This window comes from Subtercola boreus (genome assembly GCF_006716115.1).
In the GTDB taxonomy this organism is placed as follows: domain Bacteria; phylum Actinomycetota; class Actinomycetes; order Actinomycetales; family Microbacteriaceae; genus Subtercola; species Subtercola boreus.
The window spans coordinates 3,954,603-3,972,272 of record NZ_VFOO01000001.1 but is presented as its reverse complement, the minus strand read 5'-3'; the positions used below and the strand labels follow the sequence as shown (position 1 = coordinate 3,972,272).

15 protein-coding genes are annotated in these 17,670 nt (G+C 70.8%); 4 read left to right on the top strand and 11 right to left on the bottom strand.

The window, feature by feature from the left end; genetic code table 11:
* Positions 1–144 precede the first annotated feature (144 nt).
* Positions 145–1,290, bottom strand: a complete 1,146-nt coding sequence (locus FB464_RS18500) for an SGNH/GDSL hydrolase family protein (RefSeq protein ID WP_116415734.1) — start codon at positions 1,288–1,290, stop codon at positions 145–147.
* Positions 1,287–2,003: a TetR/AcrR family transcriptional regulator gene (locus tag FB464_RS18495; protein ID WP_116415735.1), complete on the bottom strand. Its 717-nt coding sequence runs from the start codon at positions 2,001–2,003 to the stop codon at positions 1,287–1,289. The genes FB464_RS18500 and FB464_RS18495 overlap by 4 nt, the downstream gene beginning before the upstream one ends.
* Positions 2,004–2,112: 109 nt before the next feature.
* On the opposite strand from FB464_RS18495, the gene FB464_RS18490 reads away from it, so the two are divergent.
* Positions 2,113–3,105, top strand: a complete 993-nt coding sequence (locus FB464_RS18490; protein ID WP_142206760.1) for an SGNH/GDSL hydrolase family protein — start codon at positions 2,113–2,115, stop codon at positions 3,103–3,105.
* Positions 3,106–3,184: 79 nt separating this feature from the next.
* On the opposite strand, the gene FB464_RS18485 is transcribed toward FB464_RS18490, so the two are convergent.
* Entirely contained in the window at positions 3,185–3,811 is a 627-nt protein-coding gene (locus FB464_RS18485; RefSeq protein WP_116416704.1) for a PadR family transcriptional regulator, read from the bottom strand.
* Positions 3,812–3,912: 101 nt separating this feature from the next.
* The gene (locus FB464_RS18480; RefSeq protein ID WP_246093212.1) at positions 3,913–4,452 is read right to left on the bottom strand and encodes a TetR/AcrR family transcriptional regulator; all 540 of its coding nucleotides are present in this window, start codon (positions 4,450–4,452) and stop codon (positions 3,913–3,915) included.
* 212 nt (positions 4,453–4,664) lie between these two features.
* Between FB464_RS18480 and FB464_RS18475 the strand changes: the two genes are divergently transcribed.
* From FB464_RS18475 to FB464_RS18465, 3 genes are read left to right on the top strand one after another with little or no spacing between them, the layout of a single operon-like run.
* A complete protein-coding gene (locus tag FB464_RS18475) occupies positions 4,665–7,226 on the top strand; it encodes an MMPL family transporter (RefSeq protein WP_116415737.1) in 2,562 nt (853 codons plus the stop codon).
* Between the two features lie 35 nt (positions 7,227–7,261).
* Positions 7,262–8,485 (top strand): MFS transporter, encoded by a 1,224-nt coding sequence (locus tag FB464_RS18470; RefSeq protein WP_170151969.1) that lies wholly within the window; start codon positions 7,262–7,264, stop codon positions 8,483–8,485.
* Between the two features lie 49 nt (positions 8,486–8,534).
* Positions 8,535–9,368: a hypothetical protein gene (locus FB464_RS18465; RefSeq protein WP_116415738.1), complete on the top strand. Its 834-nt coding sequence runs from the start codon at positions 8,535–8,537 to the stop codon at positions 9,366–9,368.
* 109 nt (positions 9,369–9,477) lie between these two features.
* On the opposite strand, the gene FB464_RS18460 is transcribed toward FB464_RS18465, so the two are convergent.
* The 7 genes from FB464_RS18460 to FB464_RS18430 form a co-directional block, all read right to left on the bottom strand.
* Positions 9,478–11,028 (bottom strand): flavin-containing monooxygenase, encoded by a 1,551-nt coding sequence (locus FB464_RS18460; RefSeq protein WP_246093133.1) that lies wholly within the window; start codon positions 11,026–11,028, stop codon positions 9,478–9,480.
* The gene (cofG, locus tag FB464_RS18455) at positions 10,989–13,409 is read right to left on the bottom strand and encodes a 7,8-didemethyl-8-hydroxy-5-deazariboflavin synthase CofG (protein ID WP_116415739.1); all 2,421 of its coding nucleotides are present in this window, start codon (positions 13,407–13,409) and stop codon (positions 10,989–10,991) included. The genes FB464_RS18460 and cofG overlap by 40 nt, the downstream gene beginning before the upstream one ends.
* Positions 13,410–13,482: 73 nt before the next feature.
* Complete coding sequence (locus tag FB464_RS18450; protein ID WP_170151970.1) at positions 13,483–14,151, bottom strand: endonuclease/exonuclease/phosphatase family protein; 669 nt, start codon at positions 14,149–14,151, stop codon at positions 13,483–13,485.
* Between the two features lie 148 nt (positions 14,152–14,299).
* Positions 14,300–14,953, bottom strand: coding sequence for a GntR family transcriptional regulator (locus FB464_RS18445; protein WP_116415741.1), 654 nt, complete (start codon positions 14,951–14,953; stop codon positions 14,300–14,302).
* A 41-nt stretch (positions 14,954–14,994) separates the two neighbouring features.
* Positions 14,995–15,711 carry an aspartate/glutamate racemase family protein gene (locus tag FB464_RS18440; RefSeq protein WP_116415742.1) on the bottom strand — a complete coding sequence of 239 codons (717 nt, stop codon included), beginning with the start codon at positions 15,709–15,711 and terminating at the stop codon, positions 14,995–14,997.
* The gene (locus tag FB464_RS18435; RefSeq protein WP_116415743.1) at positions 15,708–16,730 is read right to left on the bottom strand and encodes an ornithine cyclodeaminase family protein; all 1,023 of its coding nucleotides are present in this window, start codon (positions 16,728–16,730) and stop codon (positions 15,708–15,710) included. Before FB464_RS18435 ends, FB464_RS18440 begins: the two co-directional genes overlap by 4 nt.
* Complete coding sequence (locus FB464_RS18430) at positions 16,727–17,626, bottom strand: ABC transporter substrate-binding protein (RefSeq protein WP_116415744.1); 900 nt, start codon at positions 17,624–17,626, stop codon at positions 16,727–16,729. Before FB464_RS18430 ends, FB464_RS18435 begins: the two co-directional genes overlap by 4 nt.
* Positions 17,627–17,670 lie beyond the last annotated feature (44 nt).

Sequence of the window (17,670 nt, the reverse complement as noted above, 5' to 3'; positions counted from 1 at the left end):
CCGGACTTCCGCGCACGTTTGTCGCCTCCGCGCATGCGCGCGCACGCGCCGAAGCGACAAACTGCAGCGCATTCTGAGCCACGCCGCGACCGCGCGGCGGCGGGAGGGAAGTGGGGACGGCGGGGCGGCGGGTGGCGCGGGGCGTCAGGCGAAGGGGCCGCCGGGGGCGAACGCGTAGTCGGCGAAACGGGAGCCGATGAGGCGGTGCGCCTCCGGGCCCGGGTGCAGCGCATCCGCGAGGGGCAGACTCTCGGCGTCGGCCTCCCCGTAGAGATCGGTGCCCTCCAGGAAGTAGAGGTTCGGGTCGGCGGCGCGCCGCGAGGCCAGCGACCGCAGCTCCCGGCGGATCACCGACAGCGTGAGCCGCCCCTCGGCCTCATCGCCCGGCACGCCCTTCGCGAGGAAGCGCACCTGGTCGGTTCCGAGGCTCGACGGGTCGATCGCCCCCGGCCCGGCGGTGTGCTCGTGGATGCCGCAGAAGATCGGCGAGACCAGCACCAGGGGCGTCGTCGGGTGCCCGTCGCGGATCGTGTCGAGGAACCCGTGCACGGCCGGCACGAACGCCCGCAGGCGCATCGCGTCGAAGTTCACCACGTTGATTCCGAGCTTCACGCTGATGACGTCGGCTGGGGTGTCGCGCATGACCCGCGCCATGAACGGGTCGACGAGGGCGCTGCCGCCGAATCCGAGGTTCAGCAGGTCGACACCGCCCCGGCGCGCAGCGACGGCCGGCCAGATCTCGCTCGGGGCGGTGGCGTTCGAGCCGTGGCTGATCGAGCTGCCGTGGTGCATCCAGACGGGTGGATGATCGGGGTTCGGCGCCAGCGGTCCGTCAGACTCGAGGCTGAGGAGCTCGAGGGACTCGTTGTGGGGCAGCCAGAGCTCGACGAGCTTGTCCCGGGCGGGCATCCGGTCGACGACAGTCGTGTGCGCCGCGCCGCTGAGCTGCGTGGTGGAGCCGGCCAGCAGGTCGACGACCGTGGCGTCACCGCCGCCGAGTTCGTCGCGCGCCCAGAACGCTCCGTCGACGTAGCTGTCGATGGATCCGCGGGCCCGGTCGGCCCCCGCGAAGGCGGTGCGGGTGGAGTGGGAGCGGAGCTCGATCCGCGCGGCGGCCGTGCGGAAGACGATCCGCACACCCGAGGGCTGGATCTCGCGGGAGAGCAGCTGCGGGTCGGGGAACTGATCGCGCACCCACGCGGGCAGGCGGTGGGGGCGCACCCCGCGCGGGGTGGTTTCGAGTTCGGCGGCGCCACGGACGATGTCCATCGCGAAGGGGGTGGTGATCATGACTGAGGCTCCTCAGAGGTGGCGGGTGTGCTGGTGCGGGCGGTGGATGTCGCGGGGCCGCCGCTCGCGGGAATGGTCGCGGCGGCGCGCAGAGGCACCCCGGGCGCGGGTGCGGGTGGCGCATCGGCGGCGGCGGCGGTGGGCACCGGCACCGGCCACGCCGCGAGCGCGGCGTCGAGCACGTCGACGGCGCGCGCCCAGGAGACCTCGGTGTCGGGTGCGCGATGGCCGAAGGAGCCGACGCGTTCGAGCGACAGGAAGCCGTTGATGGTCGCGCCGACGAGCCGGGTCGCGTGCACGAGTTCGGCGTCGGGCAGCGCGTAGCCGCGAAGCACGGCCCAGGTCAGCTCCACGAGGCGGGCGGCCTCCCCCGACTGCACCGTCTCGGCGTTGGCGGGCCGCTGCAGCGCATCCCACCGTCCGGGTCTGTCGCGGGCGAAGCCACGGTAGGCACCGATCATGCCGACGAGCGCGTCGCGCCGGGAGCGGCCGGCGATCTCCGCCGCGATCCGGTCGGCGAGTTCTCCTAGAGCGAGGGTGTGCACGCCATCCAGAACCGCGGCGCGGTCGCGCACGTGGGAGTAGAGGCTCGCGGGTTGCACTCCGAGGGTGCGGGCGAGAAGCGAGACCGAGATCGCGTCGAAGCCATCGCGATCGGCGAGGTCGGCGGCGGCCTCGAGCACCGAGCGGCGGGTGAGATTCTGGCGGGCCATGAAGCCAGCCTACAGTCAGTAGTCGTAAACCTACATATCGTAGGTTTACGACCGGGCCGGCTCCGCGTACCGTTGAATGCCAGAGCGCAGACCGCGAGGGGTGGCAGAGGTGAGCAGACGGGGCCGGGTCGTCGGGGTCGTCGCCTGCGCCGGCGTGCTCGGGATTCTGCTGGTCGCCCTGCCCGTTGCGGGCCACGGGTCGACTTCGTCGTACGAACCGGGCGCGCTCACCCAGGCGATCCTGGCCCCCTCCCCTTCACCCTCACCCCCGGCAGGGCCGGCGGGCACGGCGGGCACGGCGGAGGGGACCGCCGGCGCGAGCGCGCCCGCCTCCGACGGACAGGATGCCGGCGGAACATCGGCCGGCACAGTGCCCGGGGCGGGAGCACCGTCATCGGTCCCCACGCCGAACCCAGCCCCGATGACGACGAGAGACGTGACACCGTTCGCCCCCCTGGCCCCGGAACAGCTGGCCCCCGCGGGCATCTCCCCCGGCCTGGGCGAAGGCACAGCCACCCAGGCGGGCGCTCCGCCCGAAGCCCCCGCTCCCGTGGTGGTGGCGATCGGCGACTCGATCATGTCCGGCCACGGGCTCGACGACCCGAGTCAGTCCTGGCCGGAACGGCTCGCCAGCCGGAATGGGTGGCAGCTGACAGATCTCGCCGACGATGGAACGGGCTTCGTGCAGCCCGGCGATGCGGATGACACGTTCCAGACGCAGGCCGATCTCGCCGTGCAACTCGATCCGTCGATCGTCATCATCGCGGCGAGCAACAACGACCTCGGTGTCGACAGCGGGGACCTCGAAGCGCAGACGATGTCGACCGTCCAGTCCCTGAGGGCTGCGCTCCCGAATGCGCAGATCATCGCGCTGAGCGCGTTCTGGGGCGACGAGTCGCCGCCCGATGAGTTGCAGGAGGCGACGGACGACATCCACAGCGCTGCGGACGCCATCGGAGCGACCTTCGTCGACATCGGCCAGCCGCTGGCCGGCCGGCCGGACCTGATGCAGGACGACGACGTGCACCCGACAGCGGCTGGGCAGGAGCTCCTCGCCCAGTCGATCGAGGCGGACATCGCGGCGGCCTTCGCCGGCGGCTGAGCCCCGCCGGGCCGACGGGCCGACGGGCCATTGGGCCGACCCGCCGGTCTGGCCCGATGGCCGGGTGGACCGACCGGTCTCAGTCGGCGAGGATGAGGTACAGCGCGCGACGCGCCTCGTCGAGCTTCTCGGAAGCGGCCTGGCGCTGTGCCGCAGTGGCTCCGTGACGGAACTGCTGCACGACACCGACGAGCTTCGCGACGCTCTCGTGGAAGGCCGCGTCTTCGGCCGAGCGACCGGGAGTCGCCTCCCAGGCCTTCTTGAGTTCCTCAGCGTGCTCTTCGAGATAGGCGCGGCCCGCGTCGGTGAGTTCGAACTCGGTGCGCCGACCGTCACCCTTGGAGGCGATCAGTTCCTCGTCGACGAGCTGCTGGAGGGTGGGGTAGACCGAGCCGGGGCTCGGGCGCCAGGTGCCGCCGGTGCGTTCGGCGATGGCCTTGATCAGGCCGTACCCGTTCGAGGGGCCGTCTGCGAGAAGCGACAGGATGACCGAGCGAACGTCGCCCTTGCCGGCGCGACGCGGGCCGCGGGGACCGAAGCCCGGTCCGAAGCCGCCGAAGCCGGCACCAGGACCGAAGCCGGCACCGAAGCCTGCGCCGGGGCCGAAGCCGTCGCCTCGACCGAAGCCTCGGCCGCCGAAGGGCTGGCCGCGGAATTCGCTGTTGTCGGACGGATGATCGTGATGATGTTGATTGTGGGTGCGCATGAGTGCGTCCACCTTTCTGGTTCTAGAGAGTGTCACCGTTATTCGGCGATGTGTTAAAGATATATCGCTGAATAACGGTGTGTCAAGACCAGATGGTGAAATCAGTCGCCGATGCGCCCCAGCCTGGCCATCAGGATCTCGAAGACCTCTTCGCTCGCATCGTCCCCCGAACCGGGCGGCCGGGCCAGGCGGTAGAGGATCGTGCCGTGCACCAGCTGGGCGAGCGCCTGGCCCGAGATGCCGCCGCCACCCCCACCCTCGCCATCGGCCAGCCCGCCCACCCACTCCCGGAGGGCCGCCGCGATCGGTTCGGCGAGGTGCGTCTCGAGTTGCTGGGACATGGCCGCATCCTCGTAGGCGGCCGCCACGAGCCCGCGGAGCAGCGGCGCGTTGTCATCGATGTAGACGAGCACGGCGCGGAACCACACGATCGCGTCGTACCGCGCCCCAGTGGGCGAGTCCGTCGCCACCGGCGTCGGCAGCACGTCACCACTCAGCACGCACTCGGCGAGGATGGCGTTCTTCGACTGCCACCAGCGGTAGATGGTCGGCTTGCCGACGTGGGCACGCTCCGCGATCCCCTCAATCGTCACTCTGGCGTACCCCTGCTCGGCGACGAGTTCCCTCATCGCCTGCAGCACGGCCAATCGTGCATCTTCACTTCGTCTGCGTCCGGCTCTCTCCACGCCCCGAGGCTACCTTCCCAGTCAATCCACAATTACGTTACGTTGCGTTTTGGTAGGGTCTCCTCAGACATCGTGGTCCGCCAGCAGTGTGGGCCGGTCAGAAGCGCCCTGCGGTTCGCGGATGCCCGGCAGAACTCCATCCGCACACAGCGAGAGGCACCCTCCTCATGGCCACACTCCTCCAACGACTCGGGCTCGCCGCAGCACGACGGGCCTGGATCGTCATCGCCATCTGGCTCGTGGTCGTCGCCGGTGCGGGCGGTGCGTTCGCCGTCGCGGGCGGTTCCCTCGCCAGCACGTTCGCCATCTCCGGCACTCCAGCCCAGAACGTCGCCGACCAGCTGCAGGCGTCGCTGCCCGAGGCCGACAGTGGCACCGGCCAGGTGGTCTTCACGACCTCCGACGGCTCGGCCTTCACGGCCGAACAGCAGGCCGGAATCACCGCGGCCCTCACCGCGGCCGACGGCACGGCGGGCGTCAGCTCCAGCATCAACCCGTTCCAGACCGAGGCCGACCGGCAGGCACAGGCAGCCCAACTCGCGGATGCCGCCACCCAGCTCAGCGCCGGGAGCACGCAGCTCGAGCAGAGCCAAGAGCAGCTCGACGCCGCGAAGGCCCAGCTCACGGCAGCGGGAGACAGCGCCCCCGCCGGAGCGGCCGACCAGCTCGCCCAGCAGCAGGCCACGCTCGACACCGCAAAGACCGAGCTCGCCGCGAACCAGGCGAAGGCCGACGCCGGCCAGCGTCTGCTCGACGCCGCCGCGAAGATCCAGACCGTGTCGACCGACAACTCCACGGCCGTCGCGACCGTCGTGTTCGACAAGCCGACCGCCGATGTCACCCCCGAAGCCAAAGAGGCCGCCGTCGACGCCATCGACGGAACATCCATCCCGGGCGTCGATGTCAACTACTCCTCGTCGATGACCTCGATCACGATCGGCGTCAGCGCGGGCGAGATCATCGGCATCCTGATCGCCGCGATCGTGCTGTTCGTCATGCTCGGAACGCTGGTCGCCGCCGGCCTGCCCCTCGTCTCCTCGTTCATCGGAGTGGGCGTCGGCGCGCTCGGGGTGCTCGCGTTCTCGGGTGTCGTCTCGATGTCGTCGGCCACGATCACCCTCGGACTGATGCTCGGCCTGGCTGTGGGCATCGACTACTCCCTGTTCATCCTGAACCGGCACCGGCGCCAGCTGCGGGACGGGATCCCGCTCCGCGAGTCGATCGGCCTCGCGAACGGAACGTCGGGCAACGCCGTGATGTTCGCCGGCATCACCGTGATCATCGCGCTGGCCGCGCTGAATGTGACGGGCATCGGATTCCTCGGGCTGATGGGCACGGCAGGCGCCGTCGTCGTCGCCATCGCTGTGCTCGTGGCGCTCACGCTGACGCCGGCGCTGATGTCGCTCGCCGGGCTCCGGGTGCTGCCGAAGAAGGAACGCGCCGCCCTCGGCGCGAAGAAGCACGCCGCACCGGAGCATGTCGGTGAGCATGTCGCTGGCCGTGTCGGCAGAACCGGTGGCGCCGCCGCCGGGCGCGACGGGCGCTCGAAGAAGGGCGCCCCCGGCAGCAGCACCCTGGCCACCCGGCACCCTGTTCTCATCCTCGCGGCCGGCATCATCGCCCTGCTGATCGTCGCCATCCCCGCGCTCTCGATGCGCCTCGCCCTGCCGGACGGCAAGTCCCAGCCCACCGAATCGACCGAGTACAAGGCGTACACCGCTATCGACAACGCTTTCGGAGCGGGTGTGAACGGCGCGATCATCGTCGTCGCGAACCTGCCCACGGTCGCCGACGACGCCGCGCTGACGAGCCTCGAGGCGGATGTCGCCGACCGGCTCCTGACGGTCCAGAATGTCGTCGCGGCGGCACCGGCGGGAGCATCCACCGACAACCGCACCGTCATCTTCCAGGTCATCCCCTCCGAGGGCCCGTCGGCCGCCAGTACCGAACAGGTCGTGAAAGACCTCCGCGACCTCTCGGCGAGCGTCGACAGTTCGCTCGGCGTGACCCTCGGGGTCACCGGGCTGACAGCCATCAACATCGACATCTCCGCGAAACTCGCGGATGCCCTGCCGGTCTACCTCGTGATCGTGCTCGGCCTCTCGATCCTCATCATGATCCTGGTGTTCCGGTCGATCGCCGTGCCGCTCGTCGCGACCACCGGGTTCCTGCTCACCGTGCTCGCCACGTTCGGCGCGGTCACCGCGGTGTACCAGTGGGGCTGGCTCGGCTTCCTGTTCGGGATCCACGACCCCGCCCCGATCCTGAGCTTCCTGCCGATCCTGCTCATCGGCATCATCTTCGGGCTCGCGATGGACTACCAGCTCTTCCTCACCTCGGGCATGCGCGAGGCGCACGTGCACGGCATGGCGGCGCGCCCGGCGGTCAATGCCGGTCTCCGCACAGCCCGGCCCGTGGTGATCGCGGCGGGCATCATCATGATCTCGGTGTTCGGCGGCTTCGTGTTCGGCGATCTCGTCGAGGCCCGGGTGATCGGCTTCGGCCTCGCGATCGGGGTGCTCGTCGACGCGTTCGTCGTGCGCCTGCTGCTCGTGCCGGCTGCGATGCACCTGCTCGGTGAGGCCGCCTGGTGGATGCCGCGCTGGCTCGACCGCATCACCCCCGACGTCGACGTGGAGGGCGCCAAGCTCGAACGCACCGCCCTCGGCGATGGTGCCGGCCCGGAGAGCACGGAGACGGGGCAGCTGAAGGTGCCCGTCGGGGCCTGACCCCGGGCGGGCCGGCGAGGCCTAGGGTGGGTTCAGTGACCCGCGAACATCCCGAAGCGAGCAGAGCCCGCGCCTGGCTCCTCGTCGCACCCGCTGTGATCGTGCTCTGCTGGGGCGGCAACCAGTTTCTCCCGTTGCTGCAGCTCTACCGGCAGCAGAGCGGCTACAGCCAGGTGCAGGTCGACATCCTGCTCGCCGTCTACGTGATCGGCATCGTGCCGGGGTTCGCCCTCTCGGGTGCATGGTCGGACCGGTACGGGCGAAAGCCTGTTCTGCTCGTCGGTGTCGCCCTCGGGATCGTCGGGAGCATCATCCTGGCGAGCTCCGCTTCGAGCCTCGCCGGCCTCTGTGCCGGGCGTTTCGTGTGCGGGCTGAGCGTGGCCGCGGGCATGGTCGTCGGCACGTCGTGGATCAAGGAGCTGTCGGTGCGGGGCGGCCGTGCCGAGGCGGGGGCCCGCCGGGCATCCGCGGTGCTCACGATCGGATTCGGCGGTGGCGCGGGTGTCGGCGGAGCCCTCGCCCAGTTCGCTCCGCTGCCGTCGGTGCTGCCGTATGTCGTGCAGATCGCGGCGAGCCTTGCGGCGCTGGTCGCCCTCCTCCGGGCCGTCGAGACGCGCAAGGCGGGGGTGCGGATGCCGGGAGTCAGACAGCCGAGCCTTGTCGGCGACCTGCGGATCCCGAAACGGGCGCGCGCCCGTTTCGTCGGCGTGGTGCTGCCGCTGGCACCGTGGGTCTTCGCGGCGCCCGCCCTGGCGTTCGCGGTCGGGCCGAGCCTCGTGGGCGGCGCCGTGCCCGGTTTCGCCGTCGGATTCGCGACCCTGGTCACGGTGATCACGCTCAGCTTCGGCTGGCTGACGCAGTTCGTCTCCGGGCCGATCCTCCGGGCGCTCCGCGGCCGCGCCGGTCTGGTCGGCGTGCTCTTCATCGCCGCGGGAGCGCTGCTGCTCATCCCGGCCTCCCTCTCCCAGCAGGTCTGGGCCGTGCTCCTCGCGGCTCCCGTGTTCGGGATCGGCTACGGTCTGTCGATGGTGTCGGGGCTGACCGCCGTGCAGGCGATGGCGACGCCAGACGACCTCGCCGGCCTGACCGCGGTGTACTACTCGCTCACCTACGCCGGGTTCCTGCTGCCCGCGATCCTCGCCGCGCTCACGGCCGTCACACCGATGGGGGCGCTGCTCGTCGCGGTCGCCGGAGCGATGGCCGTCTGCGCGCTCATCGCGGCCCGCGGCATCCGTCGGCACGGCGTCGCCGCCGCCTGACCCCGCCGCACACGGCGAAATCCACACCGAACGCGCTTAAACTCAGGGCATGTCAGAGCAGGTACTCGCCATGGACGATCCCCAGGGGTTCCTCGGCGGGCTGGTCGAGGCGGCCAGGGGCCGGCTCCCCCACCAGGTGGCCGCGTCAGCGCTCACCGTGGTGCGCCAGCGCTCCCTCACCGACCGCCTCATCGGGCGCGACGGCTCGATCACGGCGGTCTCGCTCGTCACCCGCGGCTCCGTCATGGAGCTGACCTGCTCGCCGGCCGGGGAGTACGCCGCCGAGACCCGGCGGGTCGTGCGTGGGATCGTCATCTCGAAGCGCAGCCAGCCGCTCCGGGAGTGGCTCGAGGTCTTCGCCCTGCGGCTGGCCGTGCTCGCCGGAGAGCCCGTCGACAGCGCCGACACCGGTGCCGGCGCGGCCGCCCTGCAGAAACTCGGCATCTCCGTCTCCGGTCCCACGGTCAGCGTCAGCGACGACACCGTGCTGGCCGATCTCCGCACCCTGCCGTTCAAACTCCGCGGCGCGCTCCCGGCGGCGGCCGCGACATCCACCGCACGCATTGTCGAGCTGCTGCTCGACACGCTGCCGAGGGTGACGGGCGACCCGGAGGCGAAGGCCTTCGCCGAACGCACGGCCACGGTCTACCTCCCCGACACCCTGCGGGCCTATCTCGCCCTGCCGACGGAGTGGGCTCGCAGCCACGTCTACCCGGACGGCGGCACCCCCGACCGCGCGCTGCTCACCCAGCTCGAGGTGCTCGAACGCGCGGTCTCCCGGATGCACGAGGCCGCCGTCCGCGGTGACGCCGAAGCCCTGCTGCTGAACGGCCGCTTCCTCAACGACCGCTTCCCCGACGCCGGCCGGAGCCCGACGCTCTGAGCTCGGCCCGCTCTCCGCGGCGGTTCGTCGGGGTGCGCGCGACGCTCAGCCGAAGGGCGCCGCGTCACCGCCGATACTCAGCCGAAGGGCGCCGCGTCACCGCCGGTACTCAGCCGAAGGGCGCCGCGTCGAAGCGCCCGTTGGCTTCCCGGAAGGTGAGCGCGTACCCCGGCCAGAGCAGCGTCAGGCGCCGGCTCCGGTCGTCCACGTACCAGCTGCGGCAGCCCCCGGTGAGCCAGACGGTCTCTGCGGCAGCCGCGTCGATGGCGTCGGTGTACGCGGCTTCGGCGTCGGCGCGCACGTCGAGTGCGGCATCCGGATGCCCGGAGAGATGCTCGAGCGCTCCGAGCACATACGCGAGCTGCGTCTCGATCATGTGGATCGCCGAGTTGTGGCCGAGGCTGGCGTTCGGTCCGTCGATGATGAAGAGGTTCGGGTAACCGTGCACGACGGTCGAGGCGTAAGCGGTCATCCCGTTCGCCCAGTGCGCGCTCAGCAGCTCGCCCCCGCGGCCCGCGATGCGGTCAGCGTAGGGCTGGCGGGTGGAGTGGAACCCGGTCGCGAAGACGAGCACGTCGAGGTCGTGGCTGCGCCCGTTCGACGCGGTCGCGGTGCGCCCGTCGAACGACGTGAGCGCGGCGTTCTCGAGGTACACGTTCGGGCGACCGAGCGCCGGGTAGTAGTCGTTCGAGACCAGCACGCGTTTACAGCCGATCTCGTAGTCGGGGGTGAGGGCCTCCCGGAGCGCAGGGTCGGCGATCTGCGCCTCGAGGTGGTTCCGCCAGAGTGCCCGCTGCGCGCCGAGCTGGGGTTCCCGCCCGAGGCGGCTGGGGAACGTCTCCTCCGCCCGCCGGAAGATCTCGCTGCGGGAATCGTCGAGCAGCTGCGGGTCGCCCGCGAACGCCGTCTTCTCGGCCTCGGAGTAGTCGCGGTCGTGCCGCGGAACCACGTACGGGGCACTGCGCTGGAACACGACAACCTCGGCGGCGACGTCAGCGACCCCGGGCAGCACCTGCACCGCGGAGGCTCCCGTGCCGGTGATGCCGACCCGCTTGCCCGTGAGGTCGACGTCGTGGTTCCACCGGCTGGTGTGGAAACGCGGGCCGGGGAAGGTGTCGAGCCCGTCGATGGCGGGGAACCGTGGCTCCGACAGCCGCCCGGCGGCGGTCACCAGGGCGCGGGCGGTGAAGTCGCCGCCGGTGGTGCTGACGTGCCAGCGCCCGTCGTCGTCGCTCCACCGGGCGTGCAGCAGCTCCGTGGCGAGGCGGAGGTGCGGCAGCAGGCCCTCCTCCCGCGCGCACTCCCCGAGGTACGCGCGGATCTCGGCGCCGGGCGCATAGACGGATGACCAGTCCGGCTTCTGGCGGAACGAGAACGAGTACAGGTGCGAGGGGATGTCGCAGGCGACGCCCGGGTAGGTGTTGTCACGCCAGGTGCCGCCGACGCTGTCTGCGCGCTCGACGATGACGAACGTGTGGGTCGTCTCCCGGGCGAGGCGGATGCCGAGGCCGAGGCCCGCGAACCCGGCGCCGACGACCAGCACGTCCACGTGTTCGGTGGCCCCGGCTGCGGTCGCGGTCGCAGCTGCGGTTGCGGCGGACGCTGGGGCGCTGGTCACCGTCACGGGCCGGCGGGCGTGTACAGCGTCGACCGCTGCCACGACGTGCGGCCGAGGTCGCGGGCGAACCCGGCCACCTCGTCCGTCGTGAGCTGGCGGCCCTGCTCGGCCCCGGCATCCGGTCGGAGCGCACCGTCGAGCAGCACGCCGCCGAGGTCGTCCGCACCACCGTTCAGCACGGCGCGGGCGCCCGCGGGGCCGAGCTTCGTCCACGCCGCCTGCAGATGGTCGATGTGCCCGTCGAGCAGCAGCCGGCTCACCGCGTGCACCGCCCGCGACCGGCGGAGATTCGGCCCGCGCCCGGCGAGGTGCGGGGGCATGGCCGGATGCTCGGCCGGCACGAAGGGCATCGGGATGAACTCGGTGAACCCGCCGGTCTGCTGCTGTAGGGCGATGAGCGTACGGAGGTGGGCGACGACCTGCGCCGCGGTCTCGACGTGGCCGTAGATCATCGTGGCTGTCGAGCGGAGACCGGCGCGATGGGCGGCGGTGATGACGTCGACCCACGCGTCGACGCGGATGTCGCGGCCGCCGGTCATCGTCTGCCGAACCGTGTCGTCGAGGATGCGGGCCCCGGTGCCGGGAACCGAGCCGAGCCCGGCGTCGACCAGCGCAGCCAGGAAGTCCGGCAGGGCGAGACTGGCCCGCGCAGCGCCGTCGAGGAGCTCGACCGGGCGGAAGCCGTGCAGGTGCATTTCCGGCTGGCGGGACGTCACGGCGCGTACGAGATCGACGTACGCCGTGGGGCCGAGCTCCGGATGCGCGGCGCCCTGCATGCAGATCTCGGTGGCCCCGAGCATCCGCGCCTCGTCTGCGAGGTCGCCCAGCTCATCGAGGGTGAGTGCGCCAGACGCCTGCACGTGCTCGTCTGGGCGGTCTGCGCGCACGAGCGACGAATCGAGGTTGCGGTTCACCACGTAGGAGAGGGTGTCGCCGAAGCGGGCGCGGCGGAGGCCGTCGGCGAGCGCGGTGAGCGCGTCGAGCTCGTCCCCCGTGGCTCGCAGCAGGGCCGCGTAGTCGCCGTCGCCGAGCGTGCCGGGAGAGCGTTCGGCCCGCTCGAGGGCCAGCGACACCACCGACCGCACGGCCGCGTGCGGCACCGGGAACGGCAGCTCACGCGTCGAGCCTGCAGGGCCGGTCGCGGCCCGGCCACGCGTCGCGGTCCCCGGCGGCGCGACCGGCACACCCTCCTCCCGGGCGAGCCCGTCGACCCCGGCGAGCGCCCGCACGGCCGGCAGCACGGCCGCGTCGAACCACGGCCCGCCCTCCCGGATGTAGTGCGGGTGCGCCGTCAGCCGCTCGCGCAGCGTGTACCCACCGGCGGCGGTGAGCCGCGCGAGCTCGTCGATCTGCGGCCAGGGCCGCTCCGGGTTAACGTGGTCGGGCGTGAGCGGGCTCACCCCGCCCCAGTCATCGATGCCGGCACGGATGAGCAGGGCGAGTTCCGCTGCATCAGTGAGGTTCGGCGGGGCCTGCAGCCGGGCATCCGGACCCAGCACCAGCCGCGTCACAGCGACCGCCGCCGCATACTCGTCGGTCGCCAGGTCACCCGTCGACATCATCGCGGTCGAGTCCTTCGCGCGGAAGTTCTGCACGATGGTCTCCTGCACGTGCCCGTGCAGGGCGGCGGATGCCCGGATGGCGAACATCGCATCGACCCGTTCTGCGGTGTTCTCCCCGATGCCGAACAGCACACCGGTCGTGAACGGGATCTTCGCCCGCCCCGCGTCGTCGAGCACCCGCAGCCGCACGGCCGGATCCTTGTCGGGCGACCCGAAGTGCGCCTCACCCTTGTCGGCCCAGAGCCTCGTCGCCGTGGTCTCGAGCATCATGCCCATCGACGGGGCCACGGCCTTCAGCGACTCCAGCTCGGCGTACGTCATCACGCCGGGATTCAGATGGGGCAGCAGCCCGGTCTCGTCGAGCACCAGCTGCGACATCGCCCGCACGTAGTCGATCGTCGACTCGTAGCCGTGCTCGTCGAGCCAGTCGCGCGCCGCCGCCCAGCGGTTCTCGGGGCGGTCGCCGAGCGTGAACAGCGCCTCCTTGCAGCCGAGCGCGGCCCCCTCTCGCGCGATCTGCAGCACGTCGTCGGCCGACAGGAAGGGCGCGATGCCGGCCCGTTCGAGCTTGCCGGGCGACTGCACGAAGACGCAGTAGTGGCAGCGGTCCTGGCAGAGATGCGTGAGCGGGATGAAGACTTTGCGGGAGTACGTGATGACACCGGGGCGCCCGGCGCGCTCGAGGCCGACATCGCGGAGGCGCCCGGCCTCGGCCAGCAACACGTCGAGCTGTGCGCCCCGCGCCTGCAGCAGCGCCTCGGCCTCTGCGGCGGTCAGCGCCTCCCCGGTGCCCAGCCGCGCCAGCACATCTTCGACGGTGGGGGCGGTGGCGGCAGAATCGACGGTGTGGGCGGCGAGCATAGGTACCAATGCTATCCGCCGTCCCGATGTGATCGGCGTCGTCGGCTGGTGCTCTCGTGTCAGGTCGGCCGGCTCAGCGGGCGTACTCGAAGGAGAAGAGCACCGGCCGGTGATCCGATGCTCCGCGGGGCAGCACCTCGGCGCGGCTGACCTCGAACCCGGAGATGGTGGCGAGGTCGAACTTGCCCCGCACGAGGCTCCGGTTCTTGTGGAAGGTGCTGGTGGCGGTGCGCGCCACCGTGAAGCCGCGGCGTTTGAGGTGGCGGCGGAGCATGCTGAGCAGGATGGGATGGTTGTAGTCGCCGGCCATCACCGTCGGCAGGCCGGGACCCAGCCTCCGGAGAGCTTCGTGGGCGTCGTCCACCTGCAGGCGCCGGAACGCATTGGAGTCCGTGAACGGCGTGCCGTGGAACGATCCCACGACCAGGCGCCGACCGGTCTGCGTGTCATGGACTCGCGCTGTGACCAGTCGGTGATCGGTTCCGCCGACGAGTCGGTCATGCCGTGAAATGGACAGCTTGACCTTCGCTGCCGCCTCGACGACGAAGCGGTCTGAGCGCACGTACAGCGCCACAGCCAGACGGTTGCCTGTCGTACCGGATGCCAGAGTCAGGTCGCCGAGCCGGGTCGGCAGGCTCGATGAGTAGGCTTCCTGAACGCAGAGGATGTCGGGAGAGTGAGTCGTGATGAGCGACTCCAGTTCGCGTTGGGCACGACCGTGCCACAAGTTGTAGCTGAGCACTTTCAGCACTACAGGTCTCCCGCCCATCCTGGCCCCGGTGGCACACGTGAACCCTCGCGCACGCATCGGGCTCCTCCGAGCGTACGACACGGCAACGCTCCAAACCGCCACACCGTTTTTCCCGTAGGCAGCAACGGTGGCGCGCTGATCACGACGCGTCGAGCATGGCCAGTGACGGCGCACGGCCCTTTTCTATGTGGGTGAAGGCGATCGATTCGGCGAGGCGGTCGTTGCCGGCGCGGATGGCGTCGAGGAGGCCGTGGTGTTCGTCGGACTGTTGGTGTTGGTCGCGGTTGCTGGTCAGGTAGAACAGCCAGGTCATCCGTCCACTGACGGCGCGCATCAGCGAGCCGAGGAGGGCGCTGCCGGCGATCTCGACGATGGCCTCGTGCACTACGGTCGATGTTTCGGCGACCTCGAGCCAGTCTTCGCTGTCGAGCGCCGCATGTTCGGCGTCGATCGCGTCCAGGAGGGGCTGCAGGGAAGCCCCCCTGGCGACGGCCTGGGCCGCGAGACGCGCCGCGAGTGTCTCCAGGCTGAGACGCACGTCGAAGAGTTCGACGATGTCGGGGGTGGTCCACTGGAAGACCCGCGAGGACCGGCGCGGCAATGACCGCACGAACCCGTCGTTGGCGAGGCGGGGTACAGCTTCACGAATGGGAAGACGCGAGACGTTCAGCTCGGTCGCGAGGGCGGCCTCGACGAGCCGGGATCCTTGCGGGTAGTGCCCGAGGATGATCTGCCGGCGAAGGGTCTGGTAGGTCTGGCTCGACAGTGACTCCTCTGGTTCGACGAGGGTCATGTAGGGCTCCGTTTCGATGGCGATCCCCCCATTCAACACGGTCACCCGGCCGGCCAGCTGCGCGCTTTGGTCAGCGGGCGTGCGTAGCTTCCGATCTTGCTGGTGGTCAGGCGCTGGCGGATGAGGGTCTCGACCAGAGCCGCAGCGGCTGCGACCCCGTCGACGACGGGAACGGGCAGCCGGGATCCGACGAAGTCCTCCAGGCCCGCCATCCCCGCGCAGCCGAGACAGATGACCTCTGCGCCGCGTGCGATCGCGCGTTCCCCGGCGGTCACGAACGCCTCAGCGGTGCGGATCGGATCGGCGTCGAGCTCGAGCACACCGAGCCCGGTGCTCTCGATCGCGGCGCAGTGCGCGATGAGCCCCGCGGCGGTGAGGCTGTCTTCGATCTGGCCCGCAGCGCGGGCCACCGTCGTGACGACTCCGTAGCGGCGGCCCAGCATCAGGGCGAGGTGCGCGGATGCCTCGGTGATGTCGACGACGGGGATGTCGAGCAGTTCGCGCGCGCCTTCCCTGCCGTGCTCACCGAACCCGGCCATCACGACCCCGTCGATGTCATCGGGCAGCTGCTCGAGGGTGTGGAGGACTGCGGCAGCGCTGATGAAGCTGTCGTACCATCCCTCGGCCGACTCGACGCCCCACGAGGGGGTGACCGCGACGATCTCGGTGCCCGGGCCCACCGCGAGACGCGCCCGGGCGGCCGCGGTCTCCGTCATCGTCTCGGTCGTGTTGCAGTTGACGACGGCGATGCGCGTCATACGGTCACCGCCGCGACCGTGCTCGCCAGAGCGGCCGCTGAGAGGTGGATGTCGGACCCCGCGCCGCGCAGACGCGCGAGGTCGATCAGCCGGGCAGCGACCGCGAGGTCCTGCGCTGCGAGTCCGACGGAGTCGAACACGGTGATCTCGTCGCGCGACGTGCGCCCGGTGGCTGTGCGTGCCATGACGTCGCCGAGCTCACGCAGCGGGGTCTCCACGCTCAGCGACCCGTCCGCGATGGCCTGCAACAGGTCGCCGGATTTCGCTCGCGCGGTCGCAGCGCTGTCGACGAACAGGGTGCCGGCGGCCATCGCCGCGCCGTCGAGCTCGCGGTGCGTGGGCCGGGGCCTGGCACCGACAGCGTTGACATGCTGGCCGGCCTGCAACCACGCCCCCCGCACGATCGGCTCGACCGATGGCGTGAGGGTGCAGAGCACATCGCAGTTCTCGGCGACGGTCTGCGGGTTCTCGGCCACGACTGTGGTGCCGCGGATGTCTGAGTCCAGGCTGTGCAGGAACCGCTCGACGGTCGCGGCTGAGCGTGACCAGACGATGACCTCACTGAGCGAGGAGACCGCCCTTAGGGCGCGAACGTGCTCCGTCGCCAGATTTCCGGCCCCGATGAGGCCGAGCACACGACTGTCCCGCCGGGCGAGCTGCCGGGTGGCAACAGCGGAGGCGGCAGCGGTGCGCAAACGGGTGATGATCCCCCCGTCGAGCACGGCGACACATTCGCCGGTGAGCACGGACGAGACGAGGATGGTCGAACGTTGCGTCGGCAGTCCCCGGCCTGCGTTCTGCGGGATGTCCGCCATCAGCTTGACCGCGACGAGACCGAGCCGATCCGACCGGGCGACCATCGGGAGGAAGATGCCGTCGTCTGCCCCGGTCAGGGTGACGGGGGCGGGCTGGGTCATCTCGCCCGAACCGAGGTCGGTGAACACTGCCTCGACGGCCTCCGTCACGTCGACGTCACCGATCAGGCCGGCGATCTGCTCCGCGCTGAGAAGGAGGGTCACGAGACGGCGCCCACCGCATGGCTCCCGGTGAGCTCGGCGAGGGAGGGGGCGCGAACGATGAGGCCCGCGTCGGTGAGGATGCGCATCCACCGGTCGGAGGCGTCGGAGTCGATGACGGTGGTGTCCCACACTCCCCCGCGGGCCATTTCGTCGACAGCCCGGCGAAGCAGCACCGGGTCGCGGCCGGAGAAGCGGGAGGCAAGCACGGCTTCGATCTCGGCGTCGGCGTCGCCGGCGGTGATCTTTTTCATGGCCGTCTCGATCGCACCGACGAAGCGTGCGGTGCGGTCAGCGAGTTCCTCGACGCGTTCGGTGCGGGCGTAGTAGACGCTGTTGGGCATCACGCCGGCGTCGAGGTGACGGAAGACGATGGTTCCGTGGCCGGCGGCGACGACTTCCTCAGCTGAGACCAGGTCGAGGATGATCGCATCACCGAGGCCGCCTCGGTAGAGCTCGATCAGCATGGCGGTCGACAGGTCGCGCACCCACCTGGTTGCCGCGACATCCAGGCCCGCCTTGCGGATGAGACCCGCGGTGAATTCGAACGGCGCGCTGCCGCCCGCGCCCGGGGCGAGCACGACCTTCCCGGCCAGCCAGTCGAGGCTGATCGGGTCTGTGGCGGTCCGGGCGACGATGGTCATCGGGAAGGCATTGTTGAGTTGACCGACGACGGTGAGTCGGCGATCCATTCCTGCGTACATTCCGGGCACCCAGAGACCGCCCAGTGCCAGATCGGCGGCGCCCGAGTCGAGGTCGTCGAGCACACCGGTCCAGGGGTCGCATGCCGTCGCCGTCACCGAGAGTCCCGCTGCGGCGAAGATGCCGCCGACGTCGGCGACGTACTCGGGGAGGTAGTTCAGACCGTTGGCGGTGGCGGAGATCTTCAGGGTGTCCATGTGGTTCTTCTTTCTCTGTGTCCGCCCCGGTGCCGCAGAGTGCA